We start from the raw sequence: 16,248 nt of genomic DNA, 5'->3' as shown, positions 1-16,248 counted from the left end.
ACGGTGCCGGGCGGTCGCATTACGGGGTGATCGGATCAGCGGCCTTCGTCCCAGTTGCGCAGCGGCGTCGCACCACGCTCGCGCAGGGCGGCGAAATAGGAGCTAAGGACCGCCTTGCCGGCGTCGCCGGTCTGGTCGAGCCAGGGCTGGACGATGTCCGGCAGGCCCTTCACCCAAGCCGCCTTCTGATCGTCGGGAAGGTCGTGAACCTTGAGACCGGCGGCCTGCATGTCCGTCATCGCCTTTTCGGCGAGCTTCGATACGTAGTCTCCATGGGCTTTCGATGTCGCCTTGCCGGCCTCGCGGAACGCCTCCTGCACCGGCTCGGGCAGTCCGTCGAAGAAGTCCTTGTTGGCGGCGATCGAGCCGAAATACATCGAGCCGATGCCGACGCGCGTCAACTCCGGCGCGACCTCGTAGACGCGGGTCGGCAGGATGCCCGAGGCGAAGGACAGCGTGCCCTCGGTCACGCCTGTCTGGATGTTGGTGTAGTAGGTCGTCAGCGCGCCGTCGACGGGCGTCGCCCCGGTGCCCTGCAGCCAGTTGGCCGAGGTGCCGGGGGCGTTCAGCCGGCGGTTCTGGAGATCCTTCATCTCGTTCACCGGGAAGGTCGCATAGACGTCGTAGCTGTCGGTGATCAGCGAGGACAAAGGCACCATGTTCGAGCTGTCCCAGCTCTTGACGAGATCCGGCTGGCTGGCGTTCAGCTCGTCGAAGATCTCGATCAGCATCTTGTGGTCGGCAGTGGCGAAGGGCGTGAAATAGGTGACGTTCTGCAGCGGCATGGTGGAGCCCTCCCAGACCGTGCCGACCATCCCGACGTCGACGATGCCGTCCTGAACGGCTTCGCGGGTGTCGGTGTATTTGTAGAGGGTGCCGCCGTAGGCTTCCGCCCACTCGACCTGATACTCGCCCTTCTCGGCAAGGATCTTGTCGACCGTGGGCTGGAAGGTGTTCTTCATCGCATAGACCCAGATGTTCTGTTCGGGATGCGACGAGCCGATATTGACGGTGATGCTTTCCTGCGCGACTGCGCCGGAGCCTGCGAGCCCGACCATGACGGTCGATGCCAGAAGCAGTTTCTTCATCGTTCATTCCTCCCAGATGCGGCCGCCCGGGCGGCCTCGATGATATCAGTCAGTGATCGTGCCGAGCGCGCGCAAGATGCGTTCCGGCGTGAAGGGCATATGCGTGACGGACCCGCCGAGCGGGCGGATGGCGTCGTTGATCGCGTTCATGACGGCGGCCGGCGCACCGGCGGTGCCGGCCTCTCCCGCGCCTTTCGCCCCGAGTTCGCTTTCCTCGGTCGGCGTCTCGACATGGCGGATGATCATGTCCGGCATTTCGCCCGACATCGGCACCAGATAGTCGGCCATCGTGCCGTTCAGGATCTGGCCCTCGCCGTCGTAGCAGATCTCCTCGAACAGCGCCGCGCCGATGCCTTGGACGATGCCGCCGCGGATCTGCTCGTCGACGAGAAGCGGGTTGATGATGCGTCCGCAATCCTCGACGCACCAGTGCTTCAGGAGCTTGACGAAGCCCGTCTCGACATCGACCTCGACATAGGAGGCCTGGACGCCGTTGGTGAAGGCATAGGGGTAGTTCGAGGTGATGAAGTGCCGCGTCTGCATCAGTTCGCGCGGCAGCCCCTTCGGCAGCGTGTCCCCGCGGAAATAGACGACGCGCCCGACCTCGGAGAGCGCCATGCGCTCCTCGCCGGTGGCCGCATCGACGACGATGCCGTCGCGAATGTCGAGATCGCCGGCTTTCGCCTGCAGCATCGACGCGGCGACCTCGAGCGCCTGCCCGCGCACCGCACGACCCGCCTGAAGCGCCGCCTCGCCGCCGATGCCGGCGCCGCGCGAGGCCCATGTGCCGCCGCCGAACGGCGTGACGCGGGTGTCACCGGTCACAATGCGGACCATCTGGGGAGACACGCCGACGGCTTCGGCGACGATCTGGGCCATGATCGCCTCGGTGCCCTGCCCCTGTTCGGTGATGCCCGTCAGAGCGACGACCGAACCATCCGGGTCCATGCGAACCGTGCAACCGTCCTGCGCCGAGATCCTGGCGCCGCCGATGCCGTACATGAAGGGGGATGGATTGGTCAGCTCGATGAAGCTGGCGATGCCGATGCCGCGATGAATGCCCTTCTCGCGAAGCGCCTTCTGTTCGGCGCGCAGGGCCTCGTAGTCCATCGCCTCGACGAGGGCATCGAGGCTTCTGTGATGGGAGAGTCCCTCGAGCTTCAGGCCCGCGGCCGTGGTCAGCGGATAGGCATCGTCGGCGATCAGATTGCGGCGGCGCAGTTCGATCGGGTCGATGCCCATCTCGGCCGCCGCCTTGTCGACGAGCCCTTCGGTGATCGCCACGGCGACCGGATGGCCGACCGCCCGATACTGGGCGCAGATGCCCTTGTTCTGGAAGACGACCGACGTGCGGCAGCGGTAATGGTCGAAGACGTAAGGGCCGCCGATCAGATTGGTGACCTGCAGGCCCTCGACGGCCGAGGTGCGCGGATAGATCGAATAGGGTCCGATGCCGGTCCAGTCGTCGACGTCGAAACCGAGGATCTTGCCGCTCTCGTCGAGCGCGATCCGCCCGGTCGCCTCGTGATCGCGGGCGTGAATGTCGCCGATGAAGGCTTCCATGCGGTCGGAGGTGAACTTGACCGGCCGTTCCATGATCTTGGCGATGGCCGCGGTCGCGACCTCGTCCGGATAGACGTGGACCTTCACGCCGAAGGAGCCGCCGACATCACCGCAGACGACGCGCACCCGGCTTTCCGGGATGTCGAGGTGGCCGGCGAGGAGCAGCTGCAACATGTGCGGCGCCTGGTTCGAGACATGCGCCGTCATCTCGCCGTCGCCGGCGTTCCAGTCGACCAGGATGACGCGCGGTTCCAACGTCACGCCCGTGTGGCGCGCGGTCTTGAACGACGCCTCGACGACCTTGTGCGCTTCGGCGAAGATCCGGTCGACCTCGCCTTTCTCGTTGGCTTTGCGGAAGCAGAGATTGTCGCCGAGCGCCTCGTGCAGGACGGGCGTATCCGGATCGAGCGCGGTCCGGATGTCGGTGACGACGGGCAGTGGTTCGAACTCGACCTCGACGAGTGCGGCGCCGGCTTCCGCGTCGGCGCGCGTCCGGCCGACGACCGCGACGACCGGTTCGCCCACCCAGCAGGCGCGGTCGAGAGCGAGCGGATGCTGCGGCGGGGTCTTCATGCCTTCGAGATGGAGAAGCTTGCCTTCCCAGGGTGTGCAGACCTCGGCAAGATCGCGTCCGGTGAAAACCCGCAGGACGCCCTTCAGCGTCTCGGCTTCACCCGTTTCGATCGCGCCGATCCGCGCATGCGCATGGGGGCTGCGCACGAAGGCCACATGGACCATCCGCGGAAGCGTGATGTCATCGACATAGCGGCCGCGCCCGGCGACGAGGCGGCCTGCATTCGGCCGGGGGACCGTGCGGCCGATATAGCTGTTCGGTCGGTTCGGATCGTCGAAACGGATGGTCATCAGCTTCTCGCTCCGGCACGCGCTTTGGCTACGGTCTCGCCGGCGCGTGAACGCGCCCCGGTTTCGTCGGCGCGCTGGCGCGCCACGGTCTCGATCGCGTCGACGATAGCCTCGTAGCCGGTGCAGCGGCAGTAGTTTCCCGACATGTGCTCGCGAATGGTCTCGCGGCTCGGCACCCCCTCCGCCTCGACCAGCGCCTTCGCCGAGGCCAGCATGCCCGGCGTGCAGTAGCCGCATTGCAGCGCGTTGCGCTCGACGAACGCTTTCTGGAGATCGGCGATCACGCCCTTTTCGGTCAGCCCCTCGATCGTCCAGACCTCGCATCCCTGCAACTGCGCAGCGAGCGTCAGGCAGCCGCGCACCGTAGAATCGTCGACGAGGATCGTGCAGGCACCGCAGACGCCGTGCTCGCATCCGACATGCGAACCGGTCAGGCCGAGATCGTGACGCAGGACGTCGATCAGATGACGGCCGGCCGGCACCGTCAGCTCCACCGCTTCGCCGTTGATCGTCATTTCGAGGTCGATCCGGCTCTGGAAACTGTCCGTCATCAGCCCACTCCAAGGTCTATCGCGATCCGGCGCAACAGAACGCCGGCAAGGTGGCGGCGATAGGCAGCGCTCGCCTGGGTGTCGCTGGTCGGATCGACGTCCGTCGCCAGGGCCGCGACCGCACCGTCGATGTCGCCGCCGTCGAGAGCGGCCATGGCACCCTCGCAGAGAAGCGGGCGGTCGCCGAGCGCGAAGGCGCCGATGCGATGGCGGCCGTCGCGCCTGACGACGGCAAGGCCTGCAAGCGCATAGTCGCCGGACCGGCGCGCGGCCTCGCGGATCACGTGCCGCTCGCCGTCCGCCGCCATCGGCACGGCGATCGCGGCGAGGATTTCGTCGTCCGCCCGCGCCGTTTCGAACAGTCCGAGAAAGAAGTCCTGGGCCGCGACTTGGCGGGTTCCGTTCGGCCCTTCCAGAATGATCGTCGCGTCGAGTGCGATGGCACAGGCCGGGTACTCGGCCGCCGGATCGGCATAGGCCAGGGAGCCGCCGATGGTGCCGCGATTGCGGATCGCGTCATGGGCGACCAGTGGCGCGGCTTTGGCCAGCAGCGGTGCATGCTCTGCGATCAGCGGGTCGCTGGCGATGTCCGCATGGCGCGTCAGCGCGCCGATGATCAGCCGGTTGCCATCGATTCTCGCGCCGCGCAATGCGCCGATCCCCGCGATGTCGATCAACATGTCGCCGGAGGTCGTGCCGAGATTGAGCGCCGCGATGAGGCTCTGCCCCCCCGCCAGAAGGCGCCCTGCCCCGTTCGCCTCGGCGAGCAGCGAAAGCGCATGCGACACCGTCTCGGCGCGCGTGTAGCCTCCGATGGAAGCCTTCATGATCATCTCCTCCCGAGGACCCTCCCAGGCCCAAATGATCGATCGATCTTGTTCATCGATCGATCATTAAAGCGTATATTGCGTCAGATCGGCCGTTCGATCAAGGAGGGGCGGCGACGGAAACGAATGGAATCGCGATGGGTGGAACGGAACCGGCCGAAGCACGGCCCGAAATCGATCGACGGCGCCTTCCACCGGAGGAACGCCAGCAGCAGATCGTCGACGAGGCGGTGCGTTTCTTCGCCGAGGTCGGTCTCGACGGAAAGACCCGCGAGCTTGCAAGGCGCCTCGGGGTGACCCAGTCGCTGATCTTCAAATATTTCGAAACCAAGCAGGATCTGATCGAGGCGGTCTATGGCCGCGTCTATCTGGAGCGCATCTCTCCGGATTGGCCGACGCTGATCTGCGACCGGTCACGGCCGATCGGCGAGCGCATGTCGATCTTCTATCGCGACTATGGCAGTCGCATCTTCGACCACGACTGGATGCGCATCTTCATGTTCTCCGGGCTTGCCGGGGCGGAGTTGAACAAGCGCTATCTGACCCATCTGAGCAAGACGCTGCTGGAGCCTCTTCTGAAGGAAATTCGCGTCGCCGCGTCGAGCCCTTCAGAGCCGACGCTGGAAGATCTGTGGTCGCTCCACGGCGGCATCGTGTATCTCGGCATACGTCAGCACATCTACCGCATGCCGACACCGGAGGATCCCCAGCACGAGATCGACCGCGCCATCGGGCGCTTCCTCGGGTCGTTCGACGTCGAAGGACCATGACGGGGACGACGGGGCCTAAAGTCGAGATCCCTCGCCTTGTCGCGGGGCGGATCGCCGCGAGTCCCCTGGCTCGCTTGGCGATCCTCCCATACCCAGCGCTGTCCCCGCCACCGATCACGTCGCCCCGTGCAGCACCCACGTCCTGTGCACGAGCTTGTCGGTGTAGGAACGGTTCTCCGCCCGCTTGCGGGTGAGAGCGAGGATGAAGCCGGCGGACATGGCGATCGCCAGCATCGACGAGCCGCCATAGGAGATGAAGGGCAGCGTCATGCCCTTCGCCGGCATCAGTTGCAGGTTCACCGCCATGTTGATGATCGACTGCAGGCCGAAGATGAAGACGAGGCCGCAGATCGACAGGCGCACGAAGGGATCGCGCTGCTTCAGCGCCGTGGAAAGCCCGCGCAGGACGACGAAGGCGAAGAGCGTCGCCAGGACCATGCAGGCGATGATGCCGAATTCCTCGGCGAGAACCGAGAAGGCGAAGTCGGTGTGGCTGTCCGGCAGGAGCCGCTTCACCGTTCCCTCGCCCGGTCCCTGGCCGAGCCAGCCGCCGTTGAGGATCGCCTCGCGCGCCCGGTCGGTCTGGAAGGTGTCGCCCTCGCCGGTCCAGAACCGGTTGATGCGGCTCGCCACGTGGTCGAACATGAAATAGGCGCTCGCCGCGCCGGCAAGGCCGACGCCCCCGAGCATGACGATCCACAGCCAGGAGAGGCCGGCCATGAAGACGAGCCCGCCCCAGGCGCCGGCGACGAGCATGGTCTGGCCGAGATCGGGCTGGGCGACGAGCAGCGCCGTGACGATCAGGAGCAGGATCAACGCGTAGAGATTGCCCGGCACGTCGGCGCGCTTGACCTTTTCAGCCAAAAGCCAGGCGCAGATGACGATGAAGCAGGGCTTCATGAATTCCGACGGCTGGATGTTGAGCGGGCCGAAGTCGATCCAGCGCCGGGCGCCCTTGATCTCCGTTCCGAAGAACAGCGCGGCGATCATCAGGATGATTGCCCCGATAAGGATCAAGAAGGAGGCTCGCCGCACGCCGCGGGGCGACAGCATGGAGGTGGCCAGCATCACCAGGACCGAGGGGGCGAGGAAGAGCGCGTGCCGCTTGACGAAGTGGAACGGCTCGAGCCCGATCCGCTCGGCGACCGGCGGACTTGCCGCAAAGGACAGCATGAAGCCGGCGACCAAAAGGATCAGGAAGGCGGCGAGAAGCCACTTGTCGACGCTTCGCCACCAATCCGTGAGAAGCGTCGCCGTCTCCCGCCTCGTCACTGCACTCATCATCGGGCTTCTCCGCCGATCTCCTCGATGCCCGGCAGCCCTGCCACCGCCGCGCGGAAAGCATCGCCCCGAACCTCGAAATTCCGAAACTGATCGAAGCTCGCACAGGCCGGAGACAGGAGAACCACGCAATCCTCTCCGGCCGCCTTCGCATCGGCCGCCGCATGTTCGACGGCGACCGATAGTGTGCCAGAGATTTCGTAAGGAATTCGTTCACCAAGAGTGGCGGCGAAGGCGGGAGCCGCCTCGCCGATCAGATAGGCCTTGGCGATGCGCGGAAAATACGGCTTCAGAGGCGCGATGCCGCCTTCCTTCGGAAGGCCGCCGGCAATCCAGTAGATGCGCTGAAACGCCGCCAGCGCCGGCGCCGCGGCATCGGCGTTGGTCGCCTTGGAATCGTTGACGAAGAGGACCGGGCCGGCGCGGCCGACCTGCTCCATGCGATGGACGAGGCCGGGAAAGCTCGTCAGGCCTTTGGTGATCGTCTCGTCGTCGATGCCGAGACGGGTCAACGCGGCGACTGCCGCGGCGGCGTTCTGGGCGTTGTGGCGCCCGCGCAGGGAGCCGATGGACGACAGATCGAATCGCGCCTCGGCGAAGCCCTCCATCCTTCGGACGAGGCTCCTGCCGTCGAAGCCGACACCACGATCGAGAACGGCGGACTGCGAGATCCGGGTCACGTCCCTGCCGTCGGAGGCGAGGCCCTCGGCAATGTGCCGGCAGGGCTCGGTGTCGATGCCGATCACCGCCATCTCGGCATTGGCGACGAGCCGGGCCTTGATCGCGGCGTAATTGCCCATGCTGCCGTGACGATCGAGATGGTCGGGCGACAGATTGAGGAGAAGGCCGACGGTCGGCTCGATCGATGGCGCCAGATCGATCTGGTAGGACGAGCACTCGACGACATAGTGGCGCTCGGGCGTCGGCGGATCGAGGGTGAGGACGGCGACGCCGATATTGCCGCCGAGCTGGGTATCCTTGCCGGCGACCCTCAGACAGTGGGCGATCAGCGCCGTCGTCGTCGATTTGCCGTTGGTGCCGGTGATGGCCACGAACGGCGCCGCGGGGGCTCGCGCCCTTCGCTCGCGGGCGAAGAGTTCGATGTCGCCGATGACCGGCACCTGATGGATGCGGGCGAGATCGACGCTCCAATGCGGCCTCGGATGGGTGAGCGGCACACCGGGCGACAGGACGAGCGCGGACAGCCGCGTCCAGTCGGCACCCCTGAGATCACCCGTCCCGATGCCGGCCTCTGCCGCCTTTTCGACGCTGGCCGGATTGTCGTCGAAGGCGAGAACGTCGGCGCCGCCGGCGACGAGCGCCTCGGCCGTGGCAAGGCCCGATCCGCCGAGGCCGAAAAGGGCGACACGTTCACCGGCGAGGCTGGTGACGGGAATCATCTCGTCTCACTCATCTCAGTTTCAGCGTCGACAGACCGACGAAGGCAAGCATGAAGGCGATGATCCAGAAGCGTACCACCACTTGGCTTTCCGTCCAGCCGAGCTTCTCGAAATGGTGATGGATCGGCGCCATCAGGAACACGCGCTTGCCCGTGAGCTTGAAGGACGCGACCTGGATGATCACCGACATCGCCTCGATCACGAAGAGCCCGCCGATGATGGCGAGGACGATTTCGTGCTTGGTGGCGACGGCGATGGCCCCGGTCATGCCGCCCAGCGCCAGGGAGCCGGTGTCGCCCATGAAGATCGCCGCCGGCGGCGCGTTGAACCACAGGAAGCCGAGGCCGGCGCCGATCACCGCGCCGCAAAGGGGCGAGAGCTCGCCGGTGCCGGCGACGTAGTGGATCTGCAGGTAGTTGGAAAAGTTCACGTTGCCCGAGATGTAGGCGATCAGACCGAAGGCGGCGGCGGCGATCATGATCGGCACGATGGCGAGGCCGTCGAGCCCGTCGGTCAGGTTGACGGCATTGGCCGCCCCGACGATGACGAAAGCGCCGAAGACGACGTAGAACAGGCCGAGGTTCAGCAGCACTTCCTTGATGAAGGGGAAGGCGAGCGAGGTCGCGAAACTGTCCGTCCCGGCATAGACGATCGCCCCCACGGCGAGGCCGGCTATGACGAATTCCAGCGCCAGTCGCGCCCGGCCGGAAAAGCCGAGGTCGCTCTGCTTCGTCACCTTCAGATAGTCGTCGTAAAAGCCGATGGCGCCGAAACCAATCGTAACCAGCAGTACCGTCCAGACGTAGATGTTGCGCAGGTCCGCCCAGAGCAGCGTCGAGACGATGACGCTGGACAGGATCATCAGCCCGCCCATGGTCGGCGTACCAGCCTTCTTGAAGTGGGTCTGCGGTCCGTCCGCACGGATCGGCTGGCCGCGGCCCTGTCGCAGCCTCAGGGCGGCGATGATCGCAGGCCCGAACAGGAAGACGACGATGAAGCCGGTGATCATCGCCGCGCCGGTGCGGAAGGTGATGTAGCGGAAGACGTTGAAGAGCGGGACGGTGTCGGCGAATTCCGCCAGATAGGCCATCATTTGGCCTCTCCCGAGGTCTTCTCCGCCATCGCGGGTCCGCGCTCGGCGGAGGGTCTATCCGCCCCCGTCTCATCTTCGTGGCGTGACAGCAGGGTTTCGACCAAGCGGGAAAATCCAATACTCTTGGAGGCCTTCACCAGGACGACGTCGCCGTCGCCCATGGTGCTTTCGAGATCGGCGAGGAGTTGGTCACTGCTCTCGTGCCACCGGCAGACCAGCGAGCCCGCCAGGGCCGCGTCGAGTGCCTTCATCTCTTCGCCGGCGAGAAATACCAAATCGGTCTTCGCCGCAAGGACGTGTTCCTTCAGCGCGGCGTGCAGTTCACCCGAAGACGTGCCGAGCTCCAGCATGTCGCCGAGGACGGCGATGCGCCGGGCGCCTTTGCCCGGCTCGGCCCGCGACAGGACTTCCAGGGCAGCGCGCATCGAGGCGGGATTGGCGTTGTAGCTGTCGTCGACGAGCGTGACTTTGCCGCCGCCGGGGAGACTCAGGCTGTGGCGGGCGCCCCTGCCCTTGACGGCGCGCCACCCCGCCAGCGCCGAGGCGACCTTCTCGACGTCGGCGCCGATGCGATGACACGCGCCGAGAACGGCGAGAACGTTCTGAGCCATGTGGCGGCCGGGCGTCGCCAGCGAGAAGCGCAGCGGCTCGCCGGCGATCTCCGCGTCGACCTTGGCGCCCTCGCGCGTCGCCTCGTAGGCGATCAGCCTGAAATCGGCGCCGGCACCCTCGCCGAACGTCACGATATTGGCGACGCCTGTCTTGCGGGCATAGTCGGCGAGCAGGCCGCATTTCGGATCGTCGGCATTCAGGATCGCCGTGCCGCCCGGCACCACGCCCTCGAAGATCTCCGCCTTCGCCTCGGCGATCTCGTCGAGGTCGCGGAAATGGCCGAGATGGGCCGGCGCGATCAAGGTGACGATGGCGACGTCGGGACGAACGAGCTTGACCAGCGGGCGGATCTCGCCCGGATGGTTCATGCCGATCTCGAAGACGGCATAGCTCGTCTCGGCCGGCAACCGGGCGAGGGACAGCGGGACGCCCCAGTGATTGTTGAAGGAAGCGGCGCTCGCATGGACGCTGCCGACTGCGGCAAGGCCGTGGCGCAGCGCTTCCTTGGTGGTGGTCTTGCCGACGCTGCCGGTCACCGCGACGATCTTCGCCTTGGACCGCGCACGGGCGGCCTCGGCGAGCCGGGATAGCGCCTTCAGGACGTCGTCGACCACCAGCATCGGGATCTGCACCCGGCCGAGGGCCGGCAGCTTCTGCTCGGCGACGACGGCGATGCCGGCACCGGCCCGTTGCGCGGTCGACAGGAAATCATGGCCGTCGAAGCGCTCGCCCCTGATGGCGAAGAAGGCTTCGCCACTTTCGAGGCTGCGGGTATCGATGGAGATACCGGTCACGCCCTCGGGCAGATCGCCCATCGGGCGCGCCTGCAGCGCGTCGATGAGGACGGCCGTCTCCCAAAGCAGTTCCGTCATCCATGAAGCTCCGCAATCGCCGCCCGCACTTCCGCGTGGTCACTGAAAGGCTGCGTCACCTCGCCGATCTTCTGGCCGGTTTCATGTCCCTTGCCGGCAACGATCACGGTGTCGCCCGGCGCCGAGCCGTGGATCGCCTCCCGGATCGCCAGACGGCGATCGCCGACCTCCCTCGCGCCCGGAGCGGCGGCCATGATCGCGGCGCGGATCCGGGCAGGATCCTCCGAGCGGGGATTGTCGTCGGTGACGATGACCACGTCGGCGAGACGCGTCGCGATCTCGCCCATCATCGGACGCTTGGCCCGGTCCCTGTCGCCGCCGCAGCCGAAGACGACGACGACACGGCCGGTGGTGAAGGGGCGCACCGAGGTGATGACGTTTTCCAGCGCCTCGGGCTTGTGGGCGTAGTCGACGAAGACCGGAACGCCGACCGCCGTGGTGCCGGCGAGTTCCAGCCGCCCGCTGGCGCCCTTCAGCCCTTCGAGCGACATCAACGCGTCCTCGACGGGAACCCCCGTCGCGATCGCGAGGCCCGCGGCGACCAGCGCATTGGCCATCTGGAAGCTGCCGGCGAGCGGCAGGACGATGCGGTGGATGCGGCCCTCGGCCTCGATCTCAGCGATCTGCCGCGAGCGTTCGTGTTCGAGCCGCTTCAGCTTGAGGAAATCGCCCTTGCGGCCGACCGTCATCACCTTGGCCGACGTCCCTGTCGCGACCTCGATCGCCCGGCCGGACCAGGCGTCATCGGCATTGACGACGGCCGCGCCGCCGCTCGGCAGAAGCGCCGTGAACAGCCGCATCTTCGCCTGGAAATAGCTCTCGGCATCCGGGTGGTAGTCGAGGTGATCATGGCCGAGATTGGTGAAGGCGGCGGCGCTGAGGCGGACGCCGTCGAGCCGGCGCTGGTCGAGACCGTGGCTCGACGCTTCCATCGCGGCGTGGGTGACGCCGTCGGCGGCCAGGCCCGAAAGCAGCTCGGCGAGTTCGATCGGATCGGGCGTCGTCAACGTGCCGTCGATCGTGCGGCTCGGCGAGACGACGCCGGTGGTGCCGATCGAGGCCGCGGCGTAGCCGGCCTTCTCCCAGATCTGCCGCGTGAAGGTGGCGATGGAGGTCTTGCCCGCTGTGCCGGTCACGGCGACGAGACATTCGGGCTGTGGACCGTAGAACCGAGCCGCCATGACGGCGAGCGTGTGGCGCGGATCGGCGCTGCGAACGATCGGAAGCGGCGAGGCGACGCTCGCCCCCTCGGGACACAGAAGCGCCGCCGCGCCTTTCGCCTCGGCATCCGCGACGAAGGCCGAGCCGTCGACCTTCGTCCCCGGCAATGCCGCGAAAAGCGCGCCGGGCTGCACCTTCCGCGAATCGGCGGTCAAGGATGTGACGTCGGGGTCGGTACCGCCCTCGATGGCGCCGAGCCCCTGTGCCAGAAGGGAGAGCTGCATCGACCTTGTCCTTGCGCGGTCAGACGCCGGCATCGAGCCGGCGGAATGACCCGTCTTCTAGAGCCTAATACGAGACGAGCAAGGACTTTCCGGTCTCCCCGAATTCGGGATGGACACCGAGGAAGGTCGCCGACCGTCGGATGATGTTGCCGGCCATGACCGCCGCGTTCATGCCGGCGGTCGCGTAATACTTGCCCTTTTCCGCCTTCGGCTCGTCGATGACGGTCAGGACGATGTAGCGCGGATGGTCGATCGGGAACGACGCCAGGAAGGCGTTGAACTTCTTGGTGTCGGAGTAGCGGCCCTGCACCACCTTGTTGGCCGTGCCGGTCTTGCCGCCGACCCGGTAGCCCTTGATGTCGGCGTTGTTGCCGGAGCCGCGCTGGTCTGCGACGTTGAGCCGGAACAGATAGCGCATCTCTTCGCTGGTCTTCTCGGAGACGACGCGTTCGGCGATCGCATCGGCCTCCTCCTTGCTGCGTGGCAGGAAGGTCGGCGGGATGAGCTTGCCGCCGTTCATCAGGGCAGCAGCCGCAACGGCCGTGTTCATGGGAGTCGTCGAGACGCCGTGGCCGAAGGAAATCGTGATCGAGTTGATCAGCTTCCAGACCTTCGGCTGGGTCGGAGTCGCGACCTCCGGAAGCTCGGTGTCCCACTTGCTCAGCAGGCCGAGCTTGGTCAGGAACGCCTGGTGCCCCGGAATGCCGACCTTCTCGGCCTCCTGCGCCGTGCCGATGTTGGAGGAATAGATGAAGATCTCCGGCACCGACAGGACGCGGCGCTTGCCGTGGAAGTCGCTGATGGAGAAGCCGCCGATGCGGATCGGCTTCGTGGCGTCGAAGGAATCGGTGAGCTTCACCTTGCCGGAGTCGAGCGCCATCGCGGTGGTGAAGGTCTTGAAGGTCGAGCCCATCTCGTAGAGGCCCGCCGACATGCGGTTCAGCCGGTTCTTGTCGAGCGCCTGGGAGGGGACGTTCGGGTCGTAGTCGGGCACCGAGGTCATGGCGACAACCTCGCCGGTCTCGACGTCGAGCACGATGCCGCCGGCGGCCAGCGACTGGTAGCGCTGCATGGCCTGCTCGATCTCGTCCTGGACGATGTGCTGGACCCTGAGGTCCATCGAGAGCTTCACCGGCGTCAGGTCGGTTTCTGTGGCAAGACCGGAATTCTGCAGGGCCCGGAAGCCCTGATCGTCGATCCACTTCTCCATCCCCGCCGTGCCCTGGTTGTCGACGTTGACGTGGCCGACGATGTAGGCGGCGGTGCTGCGCCCGGGATAGAAGCGGCTCTTCTCCGAGCGGAAGCCGACGCCGGGAATGCCGAGATCGAGGATCGCCTGCTTCTGGCCGGGGGTGAGCTCGCGACGTAGCCAGACGAATCCCTGCTCGCCCGACAGCTTCTTGTAGAGCCACTTCGGATCGAGATCGGGAAGCACCGTCAGCAAAAGCTCGCTCGCCTCGTCGGCATCGATGACCCGGCGCGGCTCGGCGAACAGCGAGAAGGTGGTGATGTCGGTCGCCAGCACCCGGCCGTCACGGTCGAGGATCTGCGGGCGGGCGCTCATGATCGGGTTGGAGCGGAAATAGGTGGCCGTCTCGCCAGGGGCGACGCCCCATTCGACGAGCCGCGCACCGATGACGATATAGACCGCGGCGAAGAGACCGATCGCCAGCGCGAAGCGGCCGGAACTCTGCGGCGCATCGCGCCCCGGCCGTCGGCGGCCAGGGATGCGTGCCGCCCGGCTGGAGCCGGTCTCGCCGGCGACGGGTGCGGCCGGACGGGACGTGCGTCTCAAGGCGGAGATGAAGCGCTTCATGGCTGGCTCGTCCCGGTGTTGTAGGCAAGGCGCCCTTCCTGGGGGATGGGCGCGGGAAGCGGCACGGCTCGCGGTGCGGGAAGTTCGTCGGGCTCGACGATCTGCTCGGGACGGATCGGCTTCAGCTGCAGCTCTTCGGCATAAATGTCGACGAGCCGCTGCAGACGGCCGGGCTGCTCCAGAAGCGTCCAGTCCGCCTCGAGCAGCGAGATCGTCTCCTTCTCGAGCGCGATCTTGCGATCGACCTTGGACACCTCGGCTTCGAGCAGCTCGGCTTCGTGCTTGATGTCGTAGGTATAGGCGGCTGCCCCCAGCATGGCGGCGATCAGGAGGGCGTTGAGTGTCTTCAGCACGGCTTACGCTCCGGTCTCGGGCAGGTCGACAAGGCTCGGCAGTCCAGCGAAGTCGAGGGCCTCCGCCGGCTTGCGCGGCGCCTCCGCGGTCCGGATGCCGGACCGCAGTTTCGCCGAACGCGCCCGCGGATTGCGGTCGGCCTCGGCCTCGCTCGCCGCCACCGCCTTGTTGCTGGCGGAAAAGGTGATCGCGTGGAGACCGACATTCGGCAGGTGCCGCGAGCCCGAAGGCTGCGTGGCGCGATCCTTGAGGAAGCGCTTGACGATCCTGTCCTCCAGCGAATGGAAGGTGACGACGACGAGCCGACCACCGGGCTTGAGGACCTTTTCGGCGGCGACGAGGGCCCGGGCGAGTTCGCCCAGCTCGTCGTTGACGAAGATGCGCAGCGCCTGAAAGCTGCGGGTGGCCGGGTCGATCTTGTCCTTGGGCGAGCGCCCCACTACGCCGGCGATCACCTGAGCGAGATCCAGCGTCCGCTCGAACGGCCGCTCGCCGCGCCGCGCGACGATCGCCCGGGCGATCCGGCCGGCCTGGCGCTCGTCGCCGAGGAAGCCGAGGACGCGCGCGAGATCGCCGACCTTCAGCGTGTTGACGACATCCGCGGCAGTGGCGCCATGGCTGCCCATGCGCATGTCGAGCGGTCCGTCCTTCTGGAAGGAGAAGCCGCGCTCGGCCTGGTCGATCTGCATGGAGGAGACGCCGATGTCGAGAACGACGCCGTCGACGCCGCCGGGCGCCCGTTCGGCGGCGACGCGATCGAGCTCGGAGAAGCGGCCCTCGACGAGGGCGAGACGACCGGCGTGCTCGCGCAGCAGGGCCTGCCCCGCGGCGATTGCCGTCGGATCGCGATCGATGGCGACGACGTTCGCACCGCGCTCGAGGATCGCCCGACTGTAACCGCCGGCGCCGAAGGTGCCGTCGACGATGATGGCGCCAGTGGCCGGCGCAAGCGCGCCGACCACTTCTTCCAAAAGCACCGGAACATGACGGACTGGTCCGCCAACGCCGGGATCCTCGGTCCCTTCGTCGCCCGCCATTATTCCGGTGTCTCGGTGGAGACCGAAGCCCCCCGACCCCCAGTCAGCTTCTCCCGCAACCGGTCGCGCAGCGCTCCTCGCACCGCATCGAAACGCTCCGGTTCCCAGAGCTGGAACGTGTCCTTGATACCGACGAAGGTGACGCGGTCCGCGATCCCCGTGTGGGACCGAATGAAATCGGTCATCAGGATACGCCCCTCCGTGTCGGTCTTCAGATAGGCCCCGTCGCCATAGGCGTAGAGCGCCATCTCCTGATAGAGATCGCTGAATGGATCGAGCGCCTCCATCTGCTTCTCGAAATGCTCCATCATCTCCGGCCCACCGACGTTGATCGCCGGCTGCGAGAGCGCGCGCATGGCGAACAGCTCGCGAATGCCGCGGCGCTCGATCACCTGGCGAAACTGCGAGGGAACGGACACCCGCCCCTTGGAATCGACGTTGTGGACGTAGCTTGAGAGGAAGCGGTCCATCGACAACTACACGATCCACCTTGCCAGGCATCCCGACCCCCGCATCCACCCGATGGAAGGCACAACACAATTCCCCGGCCAAGGCTTGCGACGAAGCCCCACCCGCTTCTTCCGACGGCCGGAAGCACGACACGCTTTGCTTGAATGGAGGCCTGAAACGGCCCGTTGGATATGGCTTTTGGGATAGCATGGGCGTCCGTGGGCG

General features: G+C 66.5%; 14 protein-coding genes. 1 reads left to right on the top strand and 13 read right to left on the bottom strand.

Annotated features, from left to right (window positions below):
- Positions 1–35 precede the first annotated feature (35 nt).
- Genes GTK09_RS02145 through GTK09_RS02130 form a run of 4 tightly spaced genes read right to left on the bottom strand, consistent with a single transcriptional unit; the run spans position 36 to position 4,893 of the window.
- Positions 36–1,088, bottom strand: coding sequence for a C4-dicarboxylate TRAP transporter substrate-binding protein (locus tag GTK09_RS02145; RefSeq protein WP_163460813.1), 1,053 nt, complete (start codon positions 1,086–1,088; stop codon positions 36–38).
- Positions 1,089–1,133: 45 nt separating this feature from the next.
- Positions 1,134–3,515, bottom strand: coding sequence for a xanthine dehydrogenase family protein molybdopterin-binding subunit (locus tag GTK09_RS02140; protein ID WP_163460812.1), 2,382 nt, complete (start codon positions 3,513–3,515; stop codon positions 1,134–1,136).
- On the bottom strand, positions 3,515–4,066 hold the full coding sequence (locus GTK09_RS02135; protein WP_163460811.1) for a (2Fe-2S)-binding protein: 552 nt from the start codon (positions 4,064–4,066) through the stop codon (positions 3,515–3,517). The genes GTK09_RS02140 and GTK09_RS02135 overlap by 1 nt, the downstream gene beginning before the upstream one ends.
- Complete coding sequence (locus GTK09_RS02130) at positions 4,066–4,893, bottom strand: FAD binding domain-containing protein (protein ID WP_163460810.1); 828 nt, start codon at positions 4,891–4,893, stop codon at positions 4,066–4,068. Before GTK09_RS02130 ends, GTK09_RS02135 begins: the two co-directional genes overlap by 1 nt.
- Positions 4,894–5,030: 137 nt before the next feature.
- On the opposite strand from GTK09_RS02130, the gene GTK09_RS02125 reads away from it, so the two are divergent.
- Positions 5,031–5,663 carry a TetR/AcrR family transcriptional regulator gene (locus GTK09_RS02125; protein WP_163460809.1) on the top strand — a complete coding sequence of 211 codons (633 nt, stop codon included), beginning with the start codon at positions 5,031–5,033 and terminating at the stop codon, positions 5,661–5,663.
- Between the two features lie 114 nt (positions 5,664–5,777).
- Here the strand turns inward: GTK09_RS02125 and ftsW are convergent, their stop codons facing one another.
- The 9 genes from ftsW to mraZ form a co-directional block, all read right to left on the bottom strand.
- On the bottom strand, positions 5,778–6,947 hold the full coding sequence (gene ftsW / locus GTK09_RS02120; RefSeq protein WP_163460808.1) for a putative lipid II flippase FtsW: 1,170 nt from the start codon (positions 6,945–6,947) through the stop codon (positions 5,778–5,780).
- Complete coding sequence (gene murD / locus GTK09_RS02115; protein WP_163460807.1) at positions 6,944–8,344, bottom strand: UDP-N-acetylmuramoyl-L-alanine--D-glutamate ligase; 1,401 nt, start codon at positions 8,342–8,344, stop codon at positions 6,944–6,946. The genes ftsW and murD overlap by 4 nt, the downstream gene beginning before the upstream one ends.
- Before the next feature lie 10 nt (positions 8,345–8,354).
- Positions 8,355–9,437, bottom strand: coding sequence for a phospho-N-acetylmuramoyl-pentapeptide-transferase (mraY, locus tag GTK09_RS02110; RefSeq protein ID WP_163460806.1), 1,083 nt, complete (start codon positions 9,435–9,437; stop codon positions 8,355–8,357).
- Positions 9,434–10,921 carry a UDP-N-acetylmuramoylalanyl-D-glutamyl-2,6-diaminopimelate--D-alanyl-D-alanine ligase gene (locus GTK09_RS02105; RefSeq protein ID WP_163460805.1) on the bottom strand — a complete coding sequence of 496 codons (1,488 nt, stop codon included), beginning with the start codon at positions 10,919–10,921 and terminating at the stop codon, positions 9,434–9,436. Before GTK09_RS02105 ends, mraY begins: the two co-directional genes overlap by 4 nt.
- Positions 10,918–12,366, bottom strand: coding sequence for a UDP-N-acetylmuramoyl-L-alanyl-D-glutamate--2,6-diaminopimelate ligase (locus GTK09_RS02100; RefSeq protein WP_163460804.1), 1,449 nt, complete (start codon positions 12,364–12,366; stop codon positions 10,918–10,920). The genes GTK09_RS02105 and GTK09_RS02100 overlap by 4 nt, the downstream gene beginning before the upstream one ends.
- A 64-nt stretch (positions 12,367–12,430) precedes the next feature.
- Entirely contained in the window at positions 12,431–14,182 is a 1,752-nt protein-coding gene (locus GTK09_RS02095) for a peptidoglycan D,D-transpeptidase FtsI family protein (RefSeq protein ID WP_163460803.1), read from the bottom strand.
- The gene (gene ftsL, locus GTK09_RS02090; protein WP_163460802.1) at positions 14,179–14,535 is read right to left on the bottom strand and encodes a cell division protein FtsL; all 357 of its coding nucleotides are present in this window, start codon (positions 14,533–14,535) and stop codon (positions 14,179–14,181) included. The genes GTK09_RS02095 and ftsL overlap by 4 nt, the downstream gene beginning before the upstream one ends.
- 3 nt (positions 14,536–14,538) lie before the next feature.
- Complete coding sequence (gene rsmH / locus GTK09_RS02085; RefSeq protein WP_163460801.1) at positions 14,539–15,573, bottom strand: 16S rRNA (cytosine(1402)-N(4))-methyltransferase RsmH; 1,035 nt, start codon at positions 15,571–15,573, stop codon at positions 14,539–14,541.
- Positions 15,573–16,043, bottom strand: coding sequence for a division/cell wall cluster transcriptional repressor MraZ (gene mraZ / locus GTK09_RS02080; protein ID WP_163460976.1), 471 nt, complete (start codon positions 16,041–16,043; stop codon positions 15,573–15,575). Before mraZ ends, rsmH begins: the two co-directional genes overlap by 1 nt.
- Positions 16,044–16,248 lie beyond the last annotated feature (205 nt).

The sequence above is a fragment of the Jiella pacifica genome (assembly GCF_010500815.1).
Lineage (GTDB): Bacteria > Pseudomonadota > Alphaproteobacteria > Rhizobiales > Rhizobiaceae > Jiella > Jiella pacifica.
The sequence above is the reverse complement of the archived record's forward strand: the minus strand, read 5'-3'. Positions and strand labels throughout refer to the sequence as shown.